This is a genomic window from Bacillus sp. 9.4, assembly GCF_055486415.1.
Genome location: NZ_JBVFMU010000003.1, coordinates 66099 through 88193 on the forward strand (window position 1 = coordinate 66099; position 22095 = coordinate 88193).

Annotated in this window: 27 protein-coding genes and 2 pseudogenes; 11 read left to right on the top strand and 18 right to left on the bottom strand. The window is 41.9% G+C overall.

Annotated features, from left to right (window positions below; translation table 11 throughout):
- Positions 1-140: 140 nt before the first annotated feature.
- The gene (maeN, locus tag ACZ07B_RS12270; RefSeq protein WP_021480493.1) at positions 141-1487 is read left to right on the top strand and encodes a sodium/malate symporter MaeN; all 1347 of its coding nucleotides are present in this window, start codon (positions 141-143) and stop codon (positions 1485-1487) included.
- A gap of 35 nt (positions 1488-1522) precedes the next feature.
- Here maeN and ACZ07B_RS12275 read toward each other — a convergent pair whose 3' ends face one another.
- Positions 1523-1738: a hypothetical protein gene (locus ACZ07B_RS12275; protein ID WP_015483630.1), complete on the bottom strand. Its 216-nt coding sequence runs from the start codon at positions 1736-1738 to the stop codon at positions 1523-1525.
- A 230-nt stretch (positions 1739-1968) separates the two neighbouring features.
- Here ACZ07B_RS12275 and ACZ07B_RS12280 point away from each other — a divergent pair, with 230 nt between their 5' ends.
- From ACZ07B_RS12280 to mnhG, 7 genes are read left to right on the top strand one after another with little or no spacing between them, the layout of a single operon-like run.
- Positions 1969-4374, top strand: coding sequence for a Na+/H+ antiporter subunit A (locus ACZ07B_RS12280; protein ID WP_464877235.1), 2406 nt, complete (start codon positions 1969-1971; stop codon positions 4372-4374).
- Entirely contained in the window at positions 4367-4798 is a 432-nt protein-coding gene (locus ACZ07B_RS12285; protein WP_003228819.1) for a Na(+)/H(+) antiporter subunit B, read from the top strand. Before ACZ07B_RS12280 ends, ACZ07B_RS12285 begins: the two co-directional genes overlap by 8 nt.
- A complete protein-coding gene (locus ACZ07B_RS12290; RefSeq protein WP_003220730.1) occupies positions 4798-5139 on the top strand; it encodes a Na(+)/H(+) antiporter subunit C in 342 nt (113 codons plus the stop codon). Before ACZ07B_RS12285 ends, ACZ07B_RS12290 begins: the two co-directional genes overlap by 1 nt.
- Positions 5132-6613: a Na+/H+ antiporter subunit D gene (locus tag ACZ07B_RS12295; RefSeq protein WP_464877236.1), complete on the top strand. Its 1482-nt coding sequence runs from the start codon at positions 5132-5134 to the stop codon at positions 6611-6613. The genes ACZ07B_RS12290 and ACZ07B_RS12295 overlap by 8 nt, the downstream gene beginning before the upstream one ends.
- Positions 6614-6618: 5 nt before the next feature.
- A complete protein-coding gene (locus tag ACZ07B_RS12300) occupies positions 6619-7095 on the top strand; it encodes a Na+/H+ antiporter subunit E (protein ID WP_003228815.1) in 477 nt (158 codons plus the stop codon).
- Complete coding sequence (locus ACZ07B_RS12305; RefSeq protein ID WP_003228814.1) at positions 7095-7379, top strand: Na(+)/H(+) antiporter subunit F1; 285 nt, start codon at positions 7095-7097, stop codon at positions 7377-7379. Before ACZ07B_RS12300 ends, ACZ07B_RS12305 begins: the two co-directional genes overlap by 1 nt.
- On the top strand, positions 7363-7737 hold the full coding sequence (gene mnhG / locus ACZ07B_RS12310) for a monovalent cation/H(+) antiporter subunit G (RefSeq protein WP_047183109.1): 375 nt from the start codon (positions 7363-7365) through the stop codon (positions 7735-7737). The genes ACZ07B_RS12305 and mnhG overlap by 17 nt, the downstream gene beginning before the upstream one ends.
- 38 nt (positions 7738-7775) lie before the next feature.
- On the opposite strand, the gene ACZ07B_RS12315 is transcribed toward mnhG, so the two are convergent.
- The 6 genes and pseudogenes from ACZ07B_RS12315 to degQ all read right to left on the bottom strand — a co-directional run bounded on the left by ACZ07B_RS12315 (position 7776) and on the right by degQ (position 12641).
- Positions 7776-8156 (bottom strand): hotdog fold thioesterase, encoded by a 381-nt coding sequence (locus ACZ07B_RS12315; protein WP_017695528.1) that lies wholly within the window; start codon positions 8154-8156, stop codon positions 7776-7778.
- A gap of 18 nt (positions 8157-8174) precedes the next feature.
- Positions 8175-8820 (bottom strand): annotated as a pseudogene (gene comA, locus ACZ07B_RS12320) (two-component system response regulator ComA).
- Positions 8821-8900: 80 nt separating this feature from the next.
- Positions 8901-11213, bottom strand: a complete 2313-nt coding sequence (locus tag ACZ07B_RS12325) for a sensor histidine kinase (RefSeq protein ID WP_464877237.1) — start codon at positions 11211-11213, stop codon at positions 8901-8903.
- A gap of 15 nt (positions 11214-11228) precedes the next feature.
- Positions 11229-11450 carry a competence pheromone ComX gene (comX, locus tag ACZ07B_RS12330; RefSeq protein ID WP_014114983.1) on the bottom strand — a complete coding sequence of 74 codons (222 nt, stop codon included), beginning with the start codon at positions 11448-11450 and terminating at the stop codon, positions 11229-11231.
- Positions 11447-12316, bottom strand: a complete 870-nt coding sequence (locus ACZ07B_RS12335; RefSeq protein WP_464877238.1) for a polyprenyl synthetase family protein — start codon at positions 12314-12316, stop codon at positions 11447-11449. The genes comX and ACZ07B_RS12335 overlap by 4 nt, the downstream gene beginning before the upstream one ends.
- 184 nt (positions 12317-12500) lie before the next feature.
- Entirely contained in the window at positions 12501-12641 is a 141-nt protein-coding gene (gene degQ / locus ACZ07B_RS12340) for a degradation enzyme regulation protein DegQ (protein ID WP_003220708.1), read from the bottom strand.
- Positions 12642-12862: 221 nt separating this feature from the next.
- Here degQ and ACZ07B_RS12345 point away from each other — a divergent pair.
- Positions 12863-12925: pseudogene (locus ACZ07B_RS12345) on the top strand (hypothetical protein); the annotation flags it as partial.
- Positions 12926-13102: 177 nt separating this feature from the next.
- Positions 13103-13471 carry a YuzC family spore coat inner layer protein gene (locus tag ACZ07B_RS12350; protein ID WP_038828672.1) on the top strand — a complete coding sequence of 123 codons (369 nt, stop codon included), beginning with the start codon at positions 13103-13105 and terminating at the stop codon, positions 13469-13471.
- On the opposite strand, the gene pdeH is transcribed toward ACZ07B_RS12350, so the two are convergent.
- The 7 genes from pdeH to ACZ07B_RS12385 form a co-directional block, all read right to left on the bottom strand.
- Complete coding sequence (gene pdeH, locus ACZ07B_RS12355) at positions 13447-14676, bottom strand: cyclic di-GMP phosphodiesterase (protein WP_003243525.1); 1230 nt, start codon at positions 14674-14676, stop codon at positions 13447-13449. The two genes, ACZ07B_RS12350 and pdeH, sit on opposite strands and share 25 nt — an antisense overlap.
- Positions 14677-14812: 136 nt before the next feature.
- Positions 14813-16285, bottom strand: coding sequence for a nicotinate phosphoribosyltransferase (locus ACZ07B_RS12360; protein WP_003228788.1), 1473 nt, complete (start codon positions 16283-16285; stop codon positions 14813-14815).
- 15 nt (positions 16286-16300) lie between these two features.
- Complete coding sequence (locus tag ACZ07B_RS12365) at positions 16301-16852, bottom strand: cysteine hydrolase family protein (RefSeq protein ID WP_015714627.1); 552 nt, start codon at positions 16850-16852, stop codon at positions 16301-16303.
- 96 nt (positions 16853-16948) lie between these two features.
- Positions 16949-17347, bottom strand: a complete 399-nt coding sequence (locus ACZ07B_RS12370; protein WP_014480710.1) for a YueI family protein — start codon at positions 17345-17347, stop codon at positions 16949-16951.
- Between the two features lie 71 nt (positions 17348-17418).
- Positions 17419-17667, bottom strand: a complete 249-nt coding sequence (locus ACZ07B_RS12375; protein WP_003228783.1) for a YueH family protein — start codon at positions 17665-17667, stop codon at positions 17419-17421.
- Between the two features lie 72 nt (positions 17668-17739).
- The gene (locus tag ACZ07B_RS12380; RefSeq protein WP_015384524.1) at positions 17740-17961 is read right to left on the bottom strand and encodes a spore germination protein; all 222 of its coding nucleotides are present in this window, start codon (positions 17959-17961) and stop codon (positions 17740-17742) included.
- A gap of 59 nt (positions 17962-18020) precedes the next feature.
- Entirely contained in the window at positions 18021-19130 is a 1110-nt protein-coding gene (locus ACZ07B_RS12385) for an AI-2E family transporter (RefSeq protein WP_464877239.1), read from the bottom strand.
- A gap of 114 nt (positions 19131-19244) precedes the next feature.
- On the opposite strand from ACZ07B_RS12385, the gene ACZ07B_RS12390 reads away from it, so the two are divergent.
- Entirely contained in the window at positions 19245-19634 is a 390-nt protein-coding gene (locus ACZ07B_RS12390; RefSeq protein WP_464877240.1) for a DUF2283 domain-containing protein, read from the top strand.
- Between the two features lie 40 nt (positions 19635-19674).
- On the opposite strand, the gene ACZ07B_RS12395 is transcribed toward ACZ07B_RS12390, so the two are convergent.
- From ACZ07B_RS12395 to essA, 4 genes are all read right to left on the bottom strand, one after another.
- Complete coding sequence (locus ACZ07B_RS12395; protein WP_003220677.1) at positions 19675-19911, bottom strand: YuzF family protein; 237 nt, start codon at positions 19909-19911, stop codon at positions 19675-19677.
- Positions 19912-20087: 176 nt separating this feature from the next.
- Positions 20088-20618 (bottom strand): HD domain-containing protein, encoded by a 531-nt coding sequence (locus ACZ07B_RS12400; RefSeq protein ID WP_003244444.1) that lies wholly within the window; start codon positions 20616-20618, stop codon positions 20088-20090.
- Positions 20619-20815: 197 nt separating this feature from the next.
- Complete coding sequence (locus tag ACZ07B_RS12405; protein ID WP_167408412.1) at positions 20816-21547, bottom strand: (S)-benzoin forming benzil reductase; 732 nt, start codon at positions 21545-21547, stop codon at positions 20816-20818.
- A 62-nt stretch (positions 21548-21609) separates the two neighbouring features.
- A complete protein-coding gene (gene essA, locus ACZ07B_RS12410) occupies positions 21610-22065 on the bottom strand; it encodes a type VII secretion protein EssA (RefSeq protein WP_015251327.1) in 456 nt (151 codons plus the stop codon).
- Positions 22066-22095: the final 30 nt, after the last annotated feature.

Genomic DNA, 22095 nt, shown 5'->3' on the forward strand with positions numbered 1-22095 from the left:
GGAAGACGATTCTCAGGGATTTTTTTCTAATCCAAAAGACCCCCTTAATTTAATTGTTTATTAGTTTTTTAACTTAAAAAAATATGAAGTGTTAACGCTTTCTTGTAGACTGTAACAAACAATACATGGGGGTGTATGACATGGGAGCAATTCCAAAAACGGGGACAATTTCACCTGAGCAAAAAGACTCACAGGGGAAAAACCTGTTTCAAAAAATCTGGTCTTGGGAAATCGGTGTGATTCCTCTGCCTTTATACACAGTATTAGCTGTTATTATTATTCTTGCAGCCTATTACAATGAGCTGCCGGCAAATATGCTTGGCGGGTTTGCCATCATTATGATTCTTGGTGTGTTTCTCGGAGACATAGGCCAACGCATACCGATATTGAAGGATATTGGCGGCCCTGCTATTTTATCTTTGTTTGTTCCTTCATTTTTAGTCTTTTACAATGTACTGAATTCAACATCTTTAGACGCTGTAACCAACTTGATGAAAACGTCTAACTTCCTTTATTTCTATATCGCTTGCCTTGTTGTGGGAAGTATCCTCGGTATGAACAGAATTGTTTTAATACAGGGGTTTATCAGAATGTTCGTTCCACTGGTTGCAGGAACGATCGCGGCCGTTGCAGCCGGCATCCTTGTCGGATTTATTTTTGGCTATAGTGCCTATGATTCCTTTTTCTTTGTTGTTGTCCCGATTATTGCCGGGGGAATAGGCGAAGGAATTTTGCCGCTTTCAATCGCCTACTCACAAATACTGGGCTCATCTGCTGATGTATTTGTGTCTCAGCTGGTTCCAGCCGCAATTATAGGAAACGTTTTTGCTATCATATGTGCAGCCTTAATGAAAAAGCTTGGCGATAAGCGTCCAGATCTAAATGGGAACGGACGTCTCGTAAAATCTAAAAAAGCAAATGAGATTTTCAATCAAAAAGAAGCCGAAGCAAAAATTGATTTCAAATTAATGGGAGCAGGAGTTCTGCTCGCGTGTACATTCTTTATTTTTGGCGGGTTATTGGAGAAATTCATCTTCATCCCGGGCGCGATCTTAATGATTATTTCAGCTGCGGCTGTCAAGTATGCGAATATTCTTCCGAAAAAAATGGAAGAAGGCGCTTACCAGCTTTATAAGTTTATTTCTTCAAGCTTTACATGGCCGCTGATGGTCGGTCTCGGCATCCTCTTTATTCCGTTGGATGACGTAGCGTCTGTGATTTCTATTCCGTTTGTCATCATTTGTATTTCAGTTGTTATCGCGATGATTGGTTCTGGATATTTTGTAGGCAAGCTGATGAACATGTATCCGGTTGAATCCGCAATCGTTACTTGCTGCCACAGCGGCCTCGGCGGAACGGGTGATGTTGCCATTTTATCAGCATCAGGAAGAATGGGCCTTATGCCGTTTGCCCAAATTTCAACCCGTCTCGGCGGTGCAGGCACAGTTATTTGCGCGACAGTTTTGCTTCGTTTTTTCACTTCATAAACAGAAAGAGTTCCGTTTTATGCGGAACTCTTTTTTTATTTATTCACAATCCGAATATACTCTCGGGGACCAAACGGCAGATCCTTTGATTCCGTCTCACTCATTCTGGCTGACAGGTGGTGCTCCAGTAAATACAGCTCCCACTCATCACTAGCCGCCACACCGCTGCGCCCGTCATATTGATTCAACATGAATGCCCCTGCAAATACTGAGCAGAATAAACCTGAGCACATCACGACTTTTCTTTTCACATGACCAGCTCCTTACCCTCAGCTTGATCAGGATTGATTTTAAATATACAAATAACCTCTTTTTTGTTAGACTTATTTTGAGGTCAAAAGAACTCATAAAAACCCATTACAGCAGTTCGAAGCGTGGCAGCTTGCAGAAAAGTGCGATATAATTTGGACTAGGTCGTTTGACCGTATATCTCATACATAACGCATTTTTCAATTGAGAACGAGAAAAGGAGGTCTTATCTTTGCAGCTCTTACATCTTGCTATTTTATCGCCTTTTTTATTTGCTTTTATCATTCCCTTCTTGGCAAAATACGCAAAAAGAGTGCATACGGGCTGGTTTGTGTTGATCCTGCCCGTCTTGCTGTTTATATACTTTCTCCCAATGATCAGGATGACACAATCTGGAGAAACACTTCGATCGGTATTAGAGTGGATTCCGTCACTCGGCATTAACTTTACCGTTTATATAGACGGCCTCGGGTTATTATTCGCCTTACTGATCACAGGCATCGGCTCTTTGGTCACTCTTTACAGCATTTTTTATTTATCGAAAGAAAAAGAACAGCTTGGGCCCTTTTATGTCTACTTATTGATGTTCATGGGCGCCATGCTCGGTGTCGTTCTAGTAGACAATGTCATGGTTCTCTACATGTTCTGGGAGCTTACAAGCCTTTCATCCTTTTTGCTGATCGGCTATTGGTATAAGCGAGAAAAGTCGCGCTATGGCGCAGCCAAATCACTTTTGATTACGGTCAGCGGCGGGCTGTGCATGCTCGGCGGATTTATTCTCCTTTATTTGATAACGGATTCCTTCAGTATTAGAGAGATGGTTCATCAGGTTCAATTAATTGCCGGCCACGAATTGTTTATACCGGCTATGATTCTCATTTTATTAGGGGCTTTTACGAAATCAGCGCAATTTCCTTTTTACATCTGGCTCCCTGACGCAATGGAAGCTCCGACGCCTGTCAGCGCTTATCTCCATTCAGCTACTATGGTAAAAGCCGGCATTTATGTGATTGCGAGATTCAGTCCTATTTTCGCCTTTTCAGCTCAGTGGTTTTGGATCGTGTCCCTCGTTGGCCTCTTTACGATGGTTTGGGGTTCATTCCATGCCGTGAAACAAACTGATTTAAAATCGATTTTGGCGTTTTCAACCGTCAGCCAGCTCGGCATGATCATCTCCATGCTCGGAGTCAGTGCTGCGGCCCTTCATTACGGACATACAGAATATTATACAGTTGCCGCTATGGCTGCCATTTTCCATTTGATCAACCACGCAACCTTTAAAGGAAGCTTGTTTATGGCAGTCGGGATTATCGATCACGAAACAGGCACACGGGATATCCGGAAGCTAGGCGGCCTGATGGCGATTATGCCGATTACTTTTACCATTTCCTTAATCGGGACATTTTCAATGGCCGGCCTACCGCCGTTTAACGGATTTTTGAGTAAAGAAATGTTTTTTACAAGCATGCTTCGCGTAACACATTTTGATCTGTTCAACGTGCAGACATGGGGCATTTTGTTCCCTGTTCTCGCCTGGGTCGGAAGTGTATTTACGTTTATCTACAGCATGAAATTGCTGTTTAAAACATTCAGAGGAAATTACCAGCCTGAGCAGCTTGAAAAACCGGCTCACGAGGCGCCTGTCGGTATGCTCGTTCCACCGGTCATTCTTGTCGCTTTGGCTGTCAGTCTCTTCTTTTTCCCGAATATATTGTCGTACAGCCTGATAGAGCCTGCGATGAACTCAATCTATCCGACACTGCTTGACGGCCATGAGAAATTCCACGTTCATATTTCACAGTGGCATGGGGTTACAACGGAATTGCTCATGACTGCGGGTATTGTTGTGATCGGAACAATTGGTTATTTGTCGCTGAATAAGTGGAAGGGAATCTATAAACTGTTTCCTTCGAAACTCACACTCAACCGGTTATACGATAAGCTTTTGACTCTGATGGAGAAAGGCTCTTACCGGATCACAAAACAATATATGACCGGGTTTTTAAGAGATTATTTGCTGTATATCTTCGCTGGTTTCATCATTCTGATAGGCGGAGCTTTTGCCATTAAAGGCGGATTTTCATTTAAAACGGAAGGCATGGCTAAAATCGGTGTATACGAAATCATTTTGACGCTTGTCATGATCAGCGCCACAGTGGCGACTGTTTTTGCTAGGTCAAGACTGACGGCGATCATTGCACTCGGTGTTGTCGGTTATACGCTTGCATTGTTTTTTGTCATTTTCAGAGCGCCGGACTTGGCATTGACTCAGCTCGTCATTGAAACGATTTCTGTGGCACTGTTTCTGCTTTGCTTCTACCATTTGCCGAAACTGAGGCTGAAAACAAAAACGAGAACGTTCCGGATGACGAATTTTATCATTTCTTTAGGCGTCGGTGTTATCGTTACTGTGCTCGGCATCGCATCCTCAAGCCAGCGGACAAAAGACAGCATTGCGTCCTTCTTTGTCAAACACAGCCACGATCTCGGCGGAGGGGATAATGTCGTCAATGTCATTCTCGTTGATTTCAGGGGATTTGATACAATGTTTGAAATTACGGTATTAACGATAGCCGCTCTCGGCATTTACAGCATGATTAAAACAAAAGTAAAAGAGGAGGGGAAAAGCGGTGAATGAACAAAAAACAAATGACTTGATTCTCCAAACCGCGACAAAGCTTGTATCCTTTATCATTTTGCTTTTCTCTTTCTATTTATTTTTATCAGGGCATAACGCGCCCGGAGGAGGCTTTGTCGGCGGACTGATCACGTCCTCTTCCATCGTTCTCTTGCTCTTGGCGTATGATTTAAAAACCGTGCGTTCCCTTTTGCCGGTCAATTTCATTTATGTCGCGGGAGCCGGCCTTCTGCTCGCTGTATTAACAGGCGTTGGCTCCTTTGTCTTCGGGGCTCCTTTTTTAACCCACACATTCGGATACTTTCAGCTGCCGATCCTTGGGAAAACGGAGCTCGCCACAGCGACGATATTTGATTTAGGCGTTTATCTTGTTGTCGTAGGCATAACGATGACCATTATTCAAACGATTGGAGAGGAAGAATAATGGAAATCTTAATGGCTGTATTAGCCGGTATTATTTTTATGGCTGCCACGTATTTGCTGCTGTCTAAAAGCCTGCTTCGCGTCATTATCGGAACAGCACTGTTAAGCCATGGCGTTCATTTAATGCTTTTGACTATGGGAGGATTAAAGAAAGGCGCCGCTCCGATTTTGAGCGAGCATGCCAAATCATTTGTCGATCCGCTTCCGCAAGCCCTGATTTTGACCGCAATTGTCATTTCTTTTGGCGTTACATCATTCATCCTCGTCATGGCCTTTCGCGCTTATCAGGAATTGAAATCGGATGATATGGATCAAATGAGGGGAAATGATCAACATGAATAATTTTGTTATTTTGCCAATCCTGATCCCGCTTTTGTCGGCTATTCTTCTGATTTTCATGTCGAAGAATCTTATGCTCATGAGAATCTTCAGCACGGCGGCATCGGCCATCGGGATTGTGATTAGCGGCATACTTGTACAGACTGTCTTCACAAAAGGTATCCAGACACTCAGCTTAGGCGGATGGAAAGCGCCGTACGGCATTGTGCTTGCTGCAGACCAATTCGCCAGCCTTCTCGTTCTCACAACAGCGATCATCGGTTTATTGGTTGGGCTTTATTCCTTCCGTTCTGTCGGTGAAAAACGGGAGCGCTCCTTTTACTACTCCGGCGTTCAGTTCTTGCTTGCCGGCGTCAGCGGAGCGTTTTTAACAGGCGATTTATTTAATATGTACGTATTTTTTGAGCTTCTGCTTATTGCTTCCTATATGCTGATTGTATTAGGCGGCACAAAAATTCAGCTGCGGGAATCCCTTAAATATATTGTGTTTAATATCGTATCGTCTGCCCTGTTTGTCATAGGGGTCGGCTTTTTATACGCTGTAACCGGCACGTTAAACATGGCGGATCTTAGCGTGAAAATCAGCGAATCAGGACAAACCGGGCTGATTACTGTGATTGGTGTCCTGCTGCTTTTGGTATTTGGCATGAAGGGCGGAATCTTCCCCCTCTACTTTTGGCTTCCAGGCTCTTATTACGCGCCACCGGCAGCAATCTCCGCGTTGTTCGGCGCTTTGCTGACAAAAGTCGGGTTATATGCGATTGCGAGGGTTTTCACATTGATTTTTATTCACGATACAGCTTTTACCCATCAGCTGATGATTTGGCTGGCGGCGCTGACTGTGATTTTTGGTGTGATCGGTTCACTCGCTTATTCAAATGTCATGAAAATTGTGATCTATAACATTATTACCGCTGTCGGCGTGATTTTGTTCGGTGTGGCAGTACACACCCCCGCATCCATTCAGGGCGCGATCTACTATCTGATTCACGATATGCTGATTAAGGGCGCTTTGTTTATGCTGGCAGGTACGCTGATCGCATTGACTGGAACCGCGAGCCTGCATAAAATGGGCGGGCTGATCAAACGCTATCCTGTTCTTGGATGGATGTTTTTCATTTCCGCTATTTCTCTTGCAGGCATTCCGCCACTGAGCGGATTTGTCGGCAAATTTAAAATTGCGGAGGGCGGCTTCGCAGAAGGTGAATTTACGATATCCATGCTGATTCTGCTTTCAAGTCTGCTCGTACTGTACTCTGTGCTGAGGATCTTTATACATGCGTTTTGGGGCGAAGAAAAAGAAACGCCAAAACCAAATCATCGAACAGCTAAAGGACTTCTTTATCCGGCAGCTATTTTTCTCTTGCTGTCTCTTCTCTTCGGGTTGGGTACAGAATGGGTGTCGCCTTACGTTGATCAAGCGGCCGAGACGCTGCTGAATCCGGAAAAATATATCGAAGCTGTTCTGAAGGAGTAGATCGCATGGCATTTCAAATTTTATTAAATGTGTTTCTCGCTTTTTGCTGGATGTTCTTAAGCAACAGTCCAAGCGCCGCAGGATTCATTACAGGCTATATTCTGGGAATGCTCTCTCTCTTTTTCTTCCGGCGCTTTTTCACTCGCCAGTTTTATCTATGGAAATTGATTTCTATCATCAAGCTCTGTTTCATTTTTATAAAGGAACTGTACCTTGCCAATGTCAGTGTGATGAAATCAGTCTTATCTCCAAAACTGAATATCAGACCGGGTATTTTTGCTTTTAAAACTGAACTGACGAAGGACTGGGAAATCACCCTGCTTTCTCTGCTCATTACATTAACGCCGGGAACCTTGGTGATGGATATTTCAGATGACAGAACAATACTTTATATTCATGCAATGGATATCGAGGATGCGGAAAAAGCGATTTTTGACATTCGGGAGTCATTTGAAAAAGCCATACAGGAGGTGAGCCGGTGATGTTTACGCTGATCCTGCAAATCGCGCTCGGCATTATGGCAGTGTCTACCTTTTTGTATGTCATTCGTGTCATTAAAGGTCCGACTGTGCCTGACCGGGTCGTGGCTCTGGATGCAATCGGCATCAATCTGATCGCAATCACGGCGCTTGTCTCCATTTTGCTGAAAACAAGTGCGTTTTTGGATATTATTTTGCTGCTGGGGATTTTATCGTTTATCGGAACGATCGCATTTTCCAAGTTCCTGGAGAAAGGAGAGATTATCGAAAATGATCGAAATCGCTAAGGTCGTTGTGGCTGTATTCATTTTGCTGGGTGCTCTTGTATGCCTCATTGCTTCATTTGGCGTACTTCGCCTTCCCGATGTGTTTACACGCGCTCATGCTGCTTCTAAAGGCTCAACATTGGGTGTCAATATGATTCTGCTTGGTGTCTTCTTCTATTTGTGGTTTGTGACGGGGGAACTCTCCGCTAAAATCCTGCTTGGGATTCTCTTTATCTTTATTACGTCGCCTATCGGCGGGCACTTGATCTGCCGTGCTGCGTATAACTCCGGCGTCAAGCTTGATGAGAGAAGCGTACAGGATGACTATAACGGAATCAGAAACTTTGTGATTAAACGAAAAGAGGATTCATATTTATAAAAATAAGCAGCCGGACAGGCAGAGTTCCGGCTGTTTTTTTATTTCTTGATGACAGCCAGCGTGCATCTGGATATACAGATCAGCCTCTCTTGCTCGTCATATATGTGAATGTGATAGACAATCGTCGTTCTGCCGATATGAACGGGCTCGGCTATCGCCTTTACCGTTCCTTCCTTTACAGATTTTAAATGGTTGGCGTTAATCTCCAAACCGACACAAGCCTGTGTTGAATGATCAATCAGGTTCTGTGCACCTGCGCTCGCCGCTGTTTCCGCCAGGGCCACTGAAGCGCCCCCATGCAAATATCCGAACGGCTGCACCGTCCGATGATCCACAGGCATGACCGCAACGCATCGTTCCGCTGTGTTTTCAACAATCTCTATACCAAGCGCTTCAAGCAATGTGTGTTTCGTATCCATCATCTACACCCCCAACATTTAAAGTACACCGTCTGATTTCGCAATCAAAACCGCTTCCGTCCGGGAACCGACATTCAGCTTATTGAAAATCGATGTCAAGCTGTATTCAATGGACCGCTTGCTTAAATGAAGGGCATCTGCGATTTCTTGGTTTGTAAATCCCTTTTCAACTTCTTGAAGAATCAGGCATTCTCTAGGTGTGAGCACATCTTGTTCTTTTTGAGAGGAAGGAGCCGGCTTTGTTTTTTTGCTGAGTCATCAGCTGTTTAAAGTAAGCAAAATCGACTAAAATTTCTCCATTGAGTACGTGGTATATGTATTGGGTGATCTTTTCTTTAGATTCCGTTTTGCTGATGGCACCGTGCAGACCCGCACGAATCGCTTCCTCGAAATAATCCTCGACCTCATAACCGGTATACACGATAATTTTACAATGAGGATTCTCTTGTAAAATCTGTTTAGAAAGCTCCATCCCATTGACCTCGCCGCCTAGATTCAGATCCATTAAAATGAGATCATATGACGAGAAATCATGCTGCTTGATAAACTGTTCGCTCGGTTCAGGACTGAGACAATCAACAGACAAATTCGAATCCGTTTCCAAAATTGTCTTGGTGCCTTCCATGACAGCCGGATGGTCATCAATCACTAGTATCTTTTTCATGTTTTCCTCCCTTTTACTCACTCTTTTCCATTTTATAAAAAAGACTTGGCCTGTGCCAAGTCGTTTCCGTTATAAATCCATTACAATTCGATTTCAATATCAGCCTTAAAGCCCTTTCCTTCACTTGTTTCAATCCGAAGGCGCCCATCTAAAGCCCTGACTCTCTCCTTAATGCCAGAAAGCCCCATGCTCATGGAATGCTCGGTATTTTTTTCAAGGTCAAACCCTACGCCATCGTCCTCATAATGAAGAACGATTTTGTTTTGTATACTAATGAGCATAATCAGTACATCTGTGGCTTGAGAGTGTTTAACCGCATTAGACAGGAATTCTTGAATGATCCGGTATAAATTTAGCTGCGAATCCAGATCAAGGGAAGCCGTAAATCTCCCGGTATTTAAACGGATATGAAACGGAACCCGCTCCTGCTGCTGCGCCACCAGCTTCGACAGAGCCTTCACCAATCCAAGATCATACAGAAGCTGCGGCCGCAGCTCATGACACGTCTCCCTCGTCATCGAAATCACATCAGACATCTGCTCATTCATCTGCACAAGCTTGTCCTGCACCTCTTCACGGCACGGATTATCATTCTTCTTAAAATCACCCAAAAACAGCTCACACTGGCGTTTTAAGGAAATCAAGTCCTGAAGAACCGAATCGTGGAGATCACGGGCGAGATCAGAGCGTTGTTTTTCTTCGATCGTGTACATGAGTTTTTTGAGCCATACGGGGTTGGATTCTTGTTGTTTTAAATCCTCAAGATGCACCATCAATTCTTCGATTTTCATAACGTTTTCCAATGAGACATTTGTATAAAACGCTAATGTTTGAAGCCATGCAATTTCATCCCTTGTTAATTTAAAAGTATTATAACTTGAGAAACAGAGTACTAAAAATGATCTGTCTCCTCGTTCACCTATTTTAATAATAAAACCTTGTTTAAACTCTTTAATTTTACCGATATCACCAGAAAAATTTTTCACATATTGCTCATGATTTTTATAAGTCAAATCTTTAAAGTTGTTCTTACTAAGAAGGGTGATTTCCCCTTTAGAATTATCATACACGCAAGCATTATCTATGTTTAATACTTCTAGGATTGTATTTTTAAAGTGATTAAGTACTTGATCTACTGATGATGCTTGCTTAATCAACTGAGTAAATTTAAAAATCCCATCTTGATAATTAAATTTCTCTGTAAATCTTTTCAACTTGAAACGAAAATCAATGATTTCTTTAAAGTAAAAGACAGCAAACATAAGCAAATATATTACAACTGTTAGTTTAACGGAGTAAAAGTTATCTTCTGGTTTTTGAATGTAATTAAATATGGTGACCACAATAACAGTAGGTGTAATGGCTAAAAATCCATAGTATTTAAGCCGTCCTACAACAAAGTCAATATTATAAAGTCTATTTGTCATAAATTGATACACTAAAGAAAAAGGTATAACAAGTGTAAAAGCTGCCAAACTAAAGGGTGAAAGATACTTATCAAACAACACATAGGGAATAACAAAAAAGATAATAAAAGGACTAAAAGACAGGATATTTATATAAGCAAGGATTTTTAAAATTGACTTTTGCTCATTTTGTTTGATTTTTCTAATCCCTTGATGGATAAGAATAGATACAGTAAGGACTAGGACAAAAAAGGAAATCAAGTTCAAGTTTGACAAAAAAGCCGAAGAATTTAATCTATTACTCAAAACAGCTTCTAGTAACAGGTTTACGAGTGGAAGTATATACATAATGATTAAAATCTTCTTTTTGAATAACTTTGTACCCAATTCCGCAAAGTATTTATATATGAAATGTATATATAAAATTGGACAACTTACTAAAGTAAGGACAAGTAGATAAGTGCTAACCTCTTCACCTCTTCTTGCCCCGCAGGCACTTACATATGCTACTGATACAAATAACAAAAATAAGATTAAAACAAAAGCAGAAGGTGATTTTCTTACTTTATTTATTCTGTAAACAAAAAATATACAAAATAAACAGATTGAATAAGATATGAGCGGAATGAGATACATAAATAAATTTTCTTCACTTATTAGGCTTACATTTTGTAAATGAAATGATTTATTATCTCTTTCAACAGTTAAGCTTTCTACATTGACCAATCTTCCGCTTTCTAACTGGATTTCACTTCCTTTTTGCCCATTAACTTCGAGAATGATGTCACCCTTTTTTACACCCGAATAATATTCATCTGTATAATCCACAACTTTGGTAACCTCTAACTTACCCTGTTCATTAATCTTCACATCCGCACCTACAAAGATATTAAAAACAGAAATATAAGAGAGGTAGATCACATAAACAAAACTTAAAATGATAAAAGCTAGAGACAAATATTTATAGAAGTTATTATTTCTGTGCATCTCATCATCCCATAATTAAATAAAACTTTTTCTTTTATCATCCTCAAAAAAACTACTGATAGTTTCTATTGGGGGCCAATTGCTTGTTCTCGGTGCCTCTCCTTCTTCAAACGCATATAATATTGCTTTCTTTTCTTTTTCATTTATATTTAGCAAGGTTAAGTTCCCATTCTTAAATTGATCAAAAGCTTCCGGATTGTTTACTAAATGGCTGATGATTTTATCGATATGTTTCAATTTATATTCCCCCTTAATAATTGATCAAGTAGTTTATTCTTTCTTTGTTCATCTAATCTCAGTTTTTTGAATGATTCTTTAAAATTTTCCAGTGCTATATTTTTAATAACATTCAGGTATTGGATTACACCTGATCCTTGTAACCTCTTTTTCAATTCATCCATGTTATTTATCTGATTATTTTCTTGCGCATAAAAATTTAATAAGTCAATCGATGATTGGTTATATTTATTTTTTAGATAGTAGAAGGCAAGATTGTGTCTAGTTTTTATGTCATTATTGTCAGGATAATATAGCCCATGGTGATCATTCGCAATTTGCTCGACTATACCCAAATAAAGTGAATACTCCTCGACTGTTTCATTAATTTCTCCAGTTGCCAAATATACACCAAGAACACTAGGCAATGTTACAAGAGAACCTGACTTAAGTTTAATCATTTCAATATACTCTGATTCTGAAGAGATTTTTACATTTAAATCTGCATGTTGCCCTTGTAAAGATTGAAGTGAATATTGTAAAGTCAGACTTAGAAGTTGCGGATTGTTTGAAACTAAACTTATCACTTGCAAACTTAATGTATAAAGTGTAGTAGCTGCGTTAATCACTATCGAAGGATCTATTTTCATCCAAGAAGCCTGAAGATTGTCCTTATCCTCAATATCGTCAAAAATGTCAGCAGATAAAATTAAAAGTTCTATACCAGAAGCCAACAACTCAATTGCTGTAACATCTTTTCCGTCAAATGCTATGTAATGGTGATAAGCTAATTCTGCAAATGAAAATTGTTTTTTTTCTTCAATAAAAGAAATAAGTTTTATTTTTAAGTCTTCATTTGAAATATTTTCATCTACAATCTCCTTCATTTTCTCCTTGATCCGGACAGAATCTAAACATATCTGCTCAATAACGACTTCCCCCCTCCCATTCCATTTTACTAAATGGGACATTTAAAGGACAGCAGGTTTTTCGTTTTTTAACAATCATATAATACTTTATCCATTTATTGTATCGGTAGAACGAAAAAAAAGACTTGTTTCCAAGTCTTTTTCACGAAATTTTCATTGCATAATTGTATTTATCGAGTTGATCAATGCTTTTGTTAATGTTTCGTAATGAATCTGTCGTTTCTTTAATATCAAGTTCGAGTCGGAATAACAATTGTTTTACTTCTTCAAGTTTCTTTTCCATCGTTTCCACACTCCTTTTTTTGAAAGATCAATGAATTGTGTATGGTGAACGAGTCCTAGGTATTTGATCTGTTACTAATAGTGTATCTGCTTTCGGCTCATTTTTCACCGAAAAGTATGCAAAAAGATCCTGCGTGACACCGCAAATATCAATAGGCCCTTATACTCAAAGAGATCACAACAAGAACGGGACTATTTTTCTATGTGCAGAAGCGTATTTTTCTGCTCAAATTGAGAAAGATTCTTAACTCCCTTGATTTTAACGTGTTTCGCATTTTTACTAAGTAAGACTATAGTCCTTCATACCGTATTTTCAAAATTGAATATGCGATTCTTGGCGTTTCCTGACCGACAAACACCGAAAAAGACCGCAACGCTAAAGTTGTGGCCTTTTCGCTTTGTCATATTCGGCAATTAGGGATCTATACATATAGAAACATCCCTTTTTTGTGAGGTGCTCCCATGAGATATCGTTATCCCTGGTTTTACGTGTATCCGTATGAGGTACGCCGTCCGCCCGCTCCTGCCAACAATATTGATACCTTTATCCGTTCAGCGAAGCAGGCCGGAGGGATATTTGCGGATGCCCAGCTTGTTCTCAGCCGCATTGCGGGCTCGCGGGAGCTCTCGCGCCGCATTCTGACCGCAGCCGAGCAGTCCGATAAACAAACCATCAAGCGCCTAATCAAACAAATGGGCGTCCGGCATGAAGTGGATACGGTCTTTAATCCCGACGGCATCTATATCAGCCTTATCGGAACACAAAGCCGAATGATTCTTGCTTTGCGGTGGTCAGAGGACCGCAATCATTTTGCGTCCATAAGATTATGACACCATTCCAGAGCCTCTAAATAACATTCATACGCTTCTTCTTTGTCGAGTTGATTGCCTAATTCCGAGCAAGTGTCCCAGTTGTTGCTTTCAATTAATTTCACAAGCTCAAGCATTTGGTAGTAGTCGTTTTGATGGCCTAATAATGCTTGCCCGACTTCATCTTTTAAAGGCAATTCTTGAACAATTTCCTCTATTTCTCTATGCAGGAGGGTGTCTATGAGAGAAAACATTCCGATCAGCATATAAGAAGCAGGCTGCGGCCGGGATGTCTTTCTCGCCAGCAGTTCGCAAAGCTTTGCTCTTATCAAAGAAATCTTAATGATTTCGTGCTTGCTGGAATGCCCTTTCCTGCTTAAATCCTTAAAGGAAAGAATATATATCCACCGTTTGATTTCATTAAATCCCAACAGCATAATGGCCTGTTGAATGCTTTCAATTTTCTGGCTCAAACGGCTGTGGGATGAGTTTAAAAATTTTAAAATCTGATAGGACAGTGATAAATCCCGCTCTATGTACTCTGTCACACGCTTTATGTTAGGCTGCTCTTTACTCAGTTCGTTAAGCAGTTCATAGTAAGAATAGAAATGAGTCGATAGGTCATGCCCGCTGATGATGCGCGGCTCGCTGAAAAAGTAGCCTTGGAATAATTGAAAGCCGTCTTGGACCGCCTGTTTATATTCTTTTCGGGTCTCTACTTTTTCCGCTAAAAAAATCAGGCCGCGGCAGCCGTAGGTTTGCAAAATTGTTCTGCGTTCCATTCGTGTTGTTTTGAGAAAATCAATTTTCAATATATCAATATAGCTCATGAGTTTTTCCAGTAAGTCCTCATCTTGCGGGTTTATTGCATAAAAATCATCAAGCGCCAGCATATACCCCATTTTTTTCAATTCTTTGCATCTAGAAATGAGGGCCGGCGTGATCGGTATATCTTCAAGGATTTCAATGACAAGCTGTTTCGGATTGAAGGAGGTGGGAAGATTCGAAAACATCAGGCTTTCCGTAAAATTAACAAAACAGCGTTTCCCTTCCGTCAGCTTCTCAATTCCGATGTTTAAAAAGCTGTTGATCACCAAATCTGTTGTTGCCTGATCGCCGTCTTTAGCGCTATACACGTTCTCTTCGCTTTCTCTATACAGCAGTTCATAAGCAACAACCTGTTCTTTTCTATTAAAAATAGGCTGTCTTGCAACAAACACCCTCATTGATTTATCCCCCTTACAATACGCGCGGCTTTCACCCCTAAGTATATCAAATAATTTGACGAAAATTGTCTAAACATGAAAAATAATATATACATAAAGAAAACTGGCCCCTCGCGAACGAAAGGCCAGTTTTTCTTTATTCTTCCTCAAGCTCTTCTTCAATTCTGCTTTTCACTTCGTGGATCCGCTGCATTTTATTGCTCCAGCAGTCCTCGCTTAAATCAACCGGGTATTCCTCCGGCTTGCTGATTCTCTTATATTCCTCCCAAAGCAGGCTGAGGTTATCCTGCACATACTGCTGTATGTCTGAAATCTCAGGGTTTTGGTAGCAAAGAATACCCTTCTCAAAAATCAGCTCATGAAGATCCTTCGCATAAAAATTCGTGACAAATTTGCTGATGAATGTATGAACCGGGTGGAACATTCTGAGCCGCTTCTGATCATTCACCTGCTCATCATAAAGCGCAATATAGTCGCCTTCAGAATGATGGTTGGACTGATTAATAATGCGGTAGACTTTCTTTCTGCCCGGTGTCGTCACTTTTTCAGGATTGGACGAAATTTTGATCGTGTCAACCATTTTCCCATCTTCTTCAATGGCAACGAGTTTATAAACTGCGCCGAGAGCCGGCTGGTCATAGGCAGTGATCAGCTTCGTACCGACACCCCAGACATCAATGCGCGCTCCCTGAGCCTTTAAATTCATAATGGTGTGCTCATCCAAATCGCTTGAAGCAATCACCTTCGCATCTGTAAATCCTGCTTCATCAAGCATTTTCCGGGCTTTTTTTGACAGGTACGCCAAATCGCCGCTGTCCAGACGGATGCCAATGAAATTAATGCGGTCGCCGAATTCCTTGGCAACCCTAATCGCGTTCGGCATGCCTGAACGAAGCGTGTCATACGTGTCAACTAAGAAGACGCAATCCTTATGTGTTTCCGCGTATTTTTTGAAAGCTGTATATTCATCGCGGTAAGCCTGCACAAGCGCATGCGCATGTGTGCCGGAAACCGGGATATTAAAGCGCTTTCCGGCTCTTACATTGCTTGTCGCGCTAAAGCCGCCGATTAAGGCTGCTCTTGCTCCCCACATGGCCGCATCCATTTCGTGCGCCCGTCTTGTTCCGAATTCAAGCGCAACTTCATCACCAATGACGCCTTTAATCCGGGCAGCCTTTGTTGCGATTAATGTTTGATAGTTCACAATGTTGAGCAAAGCTGTTTCAATCAGCTGCGCTTCTACCAGGGGTGCCTCCACCCTCATAATCGGCTCATTGTTAAAAACGAGCTCTCCTTCTTTCATGGAGTAAAGTGAACCTGTAAAAGATAAGCCGCGCAAATATTCAATAAAATCTTCATGATACCCGAGTTCATCCTGTAAATAACTCAAATCGCTATCCGTAAACTTGAAATTTTCCAAGTATTCAATGGCCTTTTCCAAGCCCGCAAATACGGCATAGCCATTTTCAAACGGAAGCCTTCTGAAAAACAGCTCAAAAATCGCTTTCTTTTCATGAATGCCGTCTCTCCAGTACGTTTCCGCCATATTGATCTGATAAAGGTCTGTATGTAATGACAGGCTGTCATCTTTAAATCCGTACTCTAACACTGTTTTTCCCCTTCCTTACTCTGCCACTTGCGCTCCGATGCTGTTTGCAAAATGGGAAAGAGCCCATGCGTGCCCCTCCTGATTAAAGCTGGCAACAGCTTGTTTATGCACAACAATCCCAAAACCTTTGTTATATGCGTCAACAGCTGTATGCAACACACAAATATCTGTGCAGACACCGGCAAGGTGCAGTTCGCCAATCTGCCGCTCTCTGAGTTTGAGCTCTAAATCAGTTCCCGCAAAAGCAGAATATCTCGTTTTTTCCATGTAGTAAACATTAGGCTCATGTTCATGTTTCTGATATAGAGGCAAAAGCTTTCCGTACAGATCTTTTCCTTCCGTGCCTTTTATATTATGCGGAGGAAAAAGACGGGTTTCAGGGTGATATTGATCCCCTTCATCATGAGAATCTACTGCTAATACGACGTAATCACCGTTTGTGATGAATTCTTCAGTTAAATTGACGATCGCCTCTTCAATCATTCTGCCGGGCTCCCCGCAGGTCAATTTTCCGTCACTCGCCACAAAATCATTCGTATAATCAATACAAATAAGTGCTTTTTTCATAGCCGGCCTCCCCGCCATCAGTATGAGAACATTATATCTTATCTCCAGTTGTAAGTGAATTGCCATGAACAAAAAGACAAACGGTCCGTTTGTCTCTTAAGATTTCAGCACTGACCGATTATAAATGTCGTCCTGAATATATATCAATTCACGATTCACAGCGATGTCAGCCGCAATAACGAGGCCTAAAGGCGTATGAAACTGAAGATCAGATACAATCTTGAAGGGCACTCCGTACCGGTTCGCCATTTGGATATAAGGAGAGTAAGACTGATACTGAAGCTCTCCATTAACCAAAAGGGTGACGTTATGGCTGTTTTTCAGCTCGTGCTCCGCCTCTTTATACGGTTTACTTCTAAGCACCTGTCCTTTCGTCAGTGCCAAAACGACTCTTTCTCTTAAAGAGCCTAAAAACAAATGGCGCTCGTCAGGCTTTGTCTCCAAAGGCCCATACATTCCTTGCTGCAAATAGAGATCCATTTTGTCTTCACTCAAAAGCCTGTCCTCCCGTCTTGTTTGTCTTCATTATCACCTGATCAGGCAGGAGCTAAACTTTCAAGCGCCGTTTACATTTCTGTTACCCAATGAATGATTTTTTTGGCCAGCTCACCAGCAGGGGTTTCCTCTGTATGCCGGCGCAACGACGCTTCCAGCCGTTCAGGCAGAGTTGCTTTATCTTCTTCATAGGAAATGATCGTGCTCCACTCCAGCTGCGGTACCGCTACAAGCGTGCGCAGTTCTTTTCTGTTTTCATGCAGATACACGTCCGTGATCATTCCGGTTTGCGTATTGATATTTGCTTTTCTGATTTTCATAACATGACCTCTCTATTTAAAGACTACCCATATTATACAATAAAAAAGCAACAGCCTCTTGTGAAAAGGCTGTTACCCGTTAAACGAAACTGTTTCATCAGTGATATCGGCATCTTTGAAGAGAGTTTTACTCGTTTGGTTGTTAATCTTCACAAAATCACCAAGCTGAAATGCGCCTGACCCCGCCCCTGAATGAGCGACGCTTTTTGGCGAAATCGCAAATACGTCTCCAAAGCTTGCCGCGGCATTACCCGTAACTGACATGATATAAATCGGCCCCACAATTGCAGGCATTTCCCCACCTCCGCATTGATTTACAGCATCATATGCAAAGAGCCGCTAATGGTGCCCGCCTATTCAGCTGGCTTTGCGTTTTCCTCGAGTCGTGACCGCTGGCGCAGCTTGATCAAGCGGACAATATTCAGGAAGAACGCCTTCACTACCGCATAAACCGGCACCGCTAAAATCATGCCGAGAATTCCGCCGAAGCTTCCCGCTCCGATTAACAGCAAAATAATCGTAAGCGGATGGGTATTCAGACGCTTTCCGATCACAAGAGGAGACAGCAGGTTTCCGTCCAGCTGCTGAACGATGACGACCACAATAATCGCAAACAGCGCTTTGGCCGGCGAGTCCATAAAACCGACAATGACAGCCGGCGCGGCACCGAGAAAAGGCCCGACATAGGGAATGATATTGGTAATCGCCATGACAATCCCAAGAATCAGAGCATACGGCAGTCCGGCAATTAAATAGCCGATAAAACACGCTGTCCCGACAAAAAGACAGATTAACAGCTGACCCTGGAAGTATGCCGCAAGCGTATCGGATAAATCTTTAAAAATCTTTAAGCCTTCTGTCCGATAAGAAGCCGGAAGAATTTTTACTGCCAAATGCGGAAAGCGGTGTCCGTCTTTCAGCATGTAAAAAAGGATAAATGGAACAGTTATAATAACAAGCGTGATGTTTGTCACGACGCCAAACACCGCAGATAAACTGGACGTGATATTTTGCGGCAGGTTTTGGAGAAAACTTGTCAATGACTGTTCAATTTTTGATATCGATACATAATCCTGGTTCATCATCCAGGTAAACCATTGAGAATGGGACAAATCCTTTGTCAGCACCTGAATCTGTTTTATATAATCAGGAAGGTTGTTAAACAGCCCTGTCACCTGTGAGGTGATGATAGGTCCAACTGACGCTGAAATAAAGGCAAGCAAACCGATAAACAGTAAATAGATCAATAGAATGGATAATGTCCGCGGAATTTTTTTCTCAAGCAGGCGGACGACCGGATTAAATATGAAATACAAAATTCCCGCAATCAGCATCGGGAAAAACAATGTCGAGATAAAAACAATAAACGGCTGAAATACAAATGAAACTTTTGTTGCTACAAAAATAATCAGCAAAACAAATAAAATCTGCAATGTCCAAAAATGGACTTTTGATTTCAACAAGCTTTGTTCCTCCTAGTTTTTCTTTGTCTGTCAGATAAAAGAACTTATACCCCATCATTGTAACAAAAATGAACTCATATCAGAACTCTTAATATAATGAAAGGAGTGTTGGTGATGAAGGCCGTGACATACGATACAGATCCAGAACTGGCTTATATCTATGTTCATCCTCCGAAAAAGAACAGGAATATGCGGTCTGAGGAGCTTAAGGTCAATGATTGTATCCTGCTGGATATCGACCAAGACGGCAAAATTGCCGGATTCGAATGTTTTGGTGAGCCAGCACACCTCTGTGCCCCATTTACCGGGAAATCCCGGCTGTATGTAAAAGATTCAGACGGTTATCATTTTCGTGTCCGTCAGCATGCTTCAGTCCGTTCCTGCTATACGGTGTACGGCGTCACTTTCTGTTTTTCAGATGGTGACTATCAGGAATTTGCCGGTTTTGACCTTGACGGAACAATGTATCATAGTGCGTTTTTACAGCGCTTAACTGAAAAATAGGACGTCCTGTTGTACGCCTATTTTTCATGCGCAAGCACTGTTAGACCCGCTCACTGTAATCTGGGGTGACGGAAATCATGTGCTGGATTCTGATCAAACAAACAGAATTTCGGGCTCCTTCAATTGTGATATGGTCAGGTTTTACATCGATCAGTCTGCCTCTGACCGTATCTCGTACTGTCTGTATAACGAACCTTGAGCCGATGAGCTTTTTAATGGTCTGATAGACATAAGGATCGACTAAAGAGACCAGTTGCGGACTACCTTGGTTGACCATACTTTTATCCCCTTTGTGTGTTTTATCTCAGCTTATGCCGCGCTTATGGATAATGACACAGGCTTACCTGATAAAACAAAGGAGTGCGGAGATTTTAGGAGAATACGTTTGGAAGCGGGTGTAAAGGAAGTATCGATGAAGCGGAGACAGCGAAGAAAGCTGGCGCTGTTCCGTACTTATACAGGCTTTATCACGGATGCCTGGGCTTGGTCGATTAATTGGTCCAGCTTTTCTATTTTTTTTCGTGCGGTTGAAGGATCAATTTGGCGGTAATGATGGTGGCCGCCCGGCTCTTCATCCAGTTCGTCCGCTTTTTTGACAATCTGCTGCAGCGTGTTTTTATCTAATTCGCCTTCAGGCAAATAGGAATCTGTATGAAGCAAAATGGCTAGTGCAATCTCTTTTGCCGCTTTCGGTTCCTCGCCAAGCCGAATCAGAAGCTTATGCGCCCGTTCCGCCCCTTTAATGGCATGAATGTCATTTCTTTTGTATTTCTCATAATCCCACTTTCCGTCTGTATACCATTCATAATGGCCGATGTCATGAAGCAGTGCCGCTTTTGCTGCTAAATCAGGATTAATGTCAGCCTTCACAGACAGCCTGTATGCATGATAAGCGCAGGCAATCGCATGTGCCACGCCGGAACGCTGAAGATATTTTTGTGCAATTGGATGGGTGAAAACATCCATTAATGTAACCTTTCTCATGGAAACCCCTCCTTTAGATATTTTTAGAATCCTAACATAATTTGCAGAGAAACTCAATTCTTATGTCACATCATTTTGATCTTCTTATCATCATTGTTATACCCTAAAAGCAGCGTTTCAGTCAGTATATGCGGCTGTTCAATAAAATGCGATGGCTGTAGCCTTTTGTATAAAAAAAAGAGCAGAAAATATCTGCTCTACAAAAACTCTTTAATATCATAAATGCGGCCGTTTTCCGTCCCTTTTTCTAGTAAAGAAAGCAGCGTGCCGGCAATAAAGTCCGGACTGCGAAGGCTTCCTGTTTCATTTAATTTCCGGAATCGTTCAATGTGGTGGAAATCCTTTTTCGATGAAGAACGGATGACGGCCTGCATCTCAGTGTCCATCACTCCAGGTGAGAACGAAATCATGTTCACCGGCAGCTCTTCATCCTCCTGTTCAAATCCGAATGTCCTCGTAAACATGTCGAGCCCGGCTTTTGAACTGCAATACGCGCTCCATCCCTTATATGGATTTTTGGCGGCTCCTGAAGTAATGTTGACAACCGTCTTTTTGCCGCTGTATGAAGCAAATCGTTTTGTAAACAGCTGACTCAAAAGCACGGGCGCAGTCAGGTTCAGCTGATAATGGCGCTGAAGCTCGTCAAGAGACGCTTCGCCAGCACGTTTGATCGGCGTTACCATTCCGGCGTTATTGATAAGGGTAATACCGGAATAACGATCTGGATCGATGGATGAGAGCAATGTTTCAAATTGCTGTTCAGCTTCTTCGAGATTGATGAGGTCTATTTGATGCTGCGTTAGTTTTTCATGAGAGACATCCGTTTTCGTTCTGGATAAGGCATGGACTTCATGCCCCTTTTCTAAAGCCTGTAATGCAATGGCTTGACCCAGCCCTTTTGACGCTCCGGTGATGATATAAAGTTCCATTGGAAACCTCCTTTTCCGTTATTATTGTACGGCACCGCTTTTACACAACACAAGCACGCGGCCTACGCCTTCTTGTTTTCCTGCGCTGTGACTTTTGGGATGAGGAACACGATGCCTGCAATTCCGAGCAGGATCAGTACGACATAGATCATCGGCAGCAGCAATGATGATGTTTCTTGTTCATCTTCTGTTTCCGTTGATGATGTCTTTGTTATTGGTTTTTCTGCAAATGTAATTCCAAGCTGTTTCGACTGGGCCGCAATCGTGTTGGAATCCTCGGCATTTGTTGATGTAAACAAATCTTTTATCAGCTCGGCGTCCTTGTCCTTCGGTTTATCAAAAGTGATATCCTTCTGTTCCTCAGGCAGTTCTGTTTTTTCTTCATAGTAGGTATCTTCATGCAAATAATTCGTATCGATTTCGATGTCTTTTTTCTCATACTGGTTTGGCGCGACATCTGTATTTTCTTCAGTTTGGGCAGCAGCTGCAGAGGGTATGAAAAGGGAAAAGGAGAGCATACAAATCATGATCCCCTTTTCCATGCTGCG

Excerpts from the sequence above, each read along its gene's own strand:
- ACZ07B_RS12335 (WP_464877238.1), bottom strand. The coding sequence starts at position 12,316 with ATGAAGGAGATTGTAGATGAAAATATTTCAAATGAAGACTTAAAAATA.
- ACZ07B_RS12400 (WP_003244444.1), bottom strand. The coding sequence starts at position 20,618 with ATGAGAAAGGTTACATTAATGGATGTTTTCACCCATCCAATTGCACAA.
- degQ (WP_003220708.1), bottom strand. The coding sequence starts at position 12,641 with ATGGAAAAGAAACTTGAAGAAGTAAAACAATTGTTATTCCGACTCGAA.
- maeN (WP_021480493.1), top strand. The coding sequence starts at position 141 with ATGGGAGCAATTCCAAAAACGGGGACAATTTCACCTGAGCAAAAAGAC.
- ACZ07B_RS12390 (WP_464877240.1), top strand. The coding sequence starts at position 19,245 with ATGAAGGCCGTGACATACGATACAGATCCAGAACTGGCTTATATCTAT.
- ACZ07B_RS12295 (WP_464877236.1), top strand. The coding sequence starts at position 5,132 with ATGAATAATTTTGTTATTTTGCCAATCCTGATCCCGCTTTTGTCGGCT.
- ACZ07B_RS12350 (WP_038828672.1), top strand. The coding sequence starts at position 13,103 with ATGAGATATCGTTATCCCTGGTTTTACGTGTATCCGTATGAGGTACGC.
- ACZ07B_RS12365 (WP_015714627.1), bottom strand. The coding sequence starts at position 16,852 with ATGAAAAAAGCACTTATTTGTATTGATTATACGAATGATTTTGTGGCG.
- pdeH (WP_003243525.1), bottom strand. The coding sequence starts at position 14,676 with ATGAGGGTGTTTGTTGCAAGACAGCCTATTTTTAATAGAAAAGAACAG.
- ACZ07B_RS12380 (WP_015384524.1), bottom strand. The coding sequence starts at position 17,961 with ATGCCTGCAATTGTGGGGCCGATTTATATCATGTCAGTTACGGGTAAT.
- ACZ07B_RS12375 (WP_003228783.1), bottom strand. The coding sequence starts at position 17,667 with ATGAAAATCAGAAAAGCAAATATCAATACGCAAACCGGAATGATCACG.
- mnhG (WP_047183109.1), top strand. The coding sequence starts at position 7,363 with ATGATCGAAATCGCTAAGGTCGTTGTGGCTGTATTCATTTTGCTGGGT.
- ACZ07B_RS12395 (WP_003220677.1), bottom strand. The coding sequence starts at position 19,911 with ATGGTCAACCAAGGTAGTCCGCAACTGGTCTCTTTAGTCGATCCTTAT.
- ACZ07B_RS12315 (WP_017695528.1), bottom strand. The coding sequence starts at position 8,156 with ATGGATACGAAACACACATTGCTTGAAGCGCTTGGTATAGAGATTGTT.
- ACZ07B_RS12325 (WP_464877237.1), bottom strand. The coding sequence starts at position 11,213 with ATGCACAGAAATAATAACTTCTATAAATATTTGTCTCTAGCTTTTATC.
- essA (WP_015251327.1), bottom strand. The coding sequence starts at position 22,065 with ATGCTCTCCTTTTCCCTTTTCATACCCTCTGCAGCTGCTGCCCAAACT.
- ACZ07B_RS12405 (WP_167408412.1), bottom strand. The coding sequence starts at position 21,547 with ATGGAACTTTATATCATCACCGGAGCGTCAAAAGGGCTGGGTCAAGCC.
- ACZ07B_RS12290 (WP_003220730.1), top strand. The coding sequence starts at position 4,798 with ATGGAAATCTTAATGGCTGTATTAGCCGGTATTATTTTTATGGCTGCC.
- ACZ07B_RS12305 (WP_003228814.1), top strand. The coding sequence starts at position 7,095 with ATGTTTACGCTGATCCTGCAAATCGCGCTCGGCATTATGGCAGTGTCT.
- ACZ07B_RS12300 (WP_003228815.1), top strand. The coding sequence starts at position 6,619 with ATGGCATTTCAAATTTTATTAAATGTGTTTCTCGCTTTTTGCTGGATG.